Genomic DNA, 774 nt, shown 5'->3' with positions numbered 1-774 from the left:
CCGCTGGATCCGGCGTATCCGGCGGGCCGGCTCGAGCATCTGGTGCGGGATGCCGCACCGAAGGTGATCGTGTCGGCGACCGGTCTCGACCTGCCGGACACGGACGTTCCGGTCCATCGCATCGACACCCTCGGCCCCGAACTCGCCACCCACCCCGACACCCCACCCGGCGTACAACTCCCGCCGGAGACCCCGCTGTGTGTGCTCTACACCTCGGGCTCCACCGGCAAGCCCAAGGGCGCGGTCCTCCACCACCGGGCGATATCCAACCGACTCCTCGGCATGGTCGACCAGTTCGGCTTCGGCCCCGAGGACCAGGTGCTGCACAAGTCGCCCCTCGGCTTCGACCCGCACCTGTGGGAGTGCTTCCTGCCGCTGATCACCGGCTCCCGCATCGTGATGGCGGCACCCGGCGGCCACCGCGACCCCGACTACCTGCTCGGCGTCTGCGCCGAATCCGGAATCACCTGCTGCGACGTCGTCCCGTCCCTGCTCAGGGCCCTGCTCGACCAGGACGCCCTCACCGAACGAGCGGGCACCGTACGGCTGATGCTCTGCGGCGGCGAGGAACTGCCCCCGGAGCTCGCCACGGAATTCCTGCGCCGGCTCCCCGGAGCCGAGCTGCACAACATGTACGGGCCCACCGAGACCACCATCGACGCCGCCACCCACCGGGTGCAGCTCCCACTGACCGGTCGGGTGCCGATCGGGCGGCCGATCACGGGGACGCAGGTGCATGTGCTGGACGGTGTGCAGCGGGTGGTTCCGGTGGGG

General features: G+C 70.7%; 1 protein-coding gene. It reads left to right on the top strand.

Features of this window, described 5'->3' with window-relative positions; genetic code table 11:
- Positions 1-774 (top strand): AMP-binding protein (locus tag DY218_RS24240; protein WP_147336157.1); only part of this gene is annotated, 774 nt, incomplete at both ends.

This window comes from Streptomyces triticagri (assembly GCF_003429565.1).
Taxonomy (GTDB): Bacteria; Actinomycetota; Actinomycetes; order Streptomycetales; family Streptomycetaceae; genus Streptomyces; species Streptomyces triticagri.
This window is presented reverse-complemented; position numbering and strand designations above follow the sequence as displayed.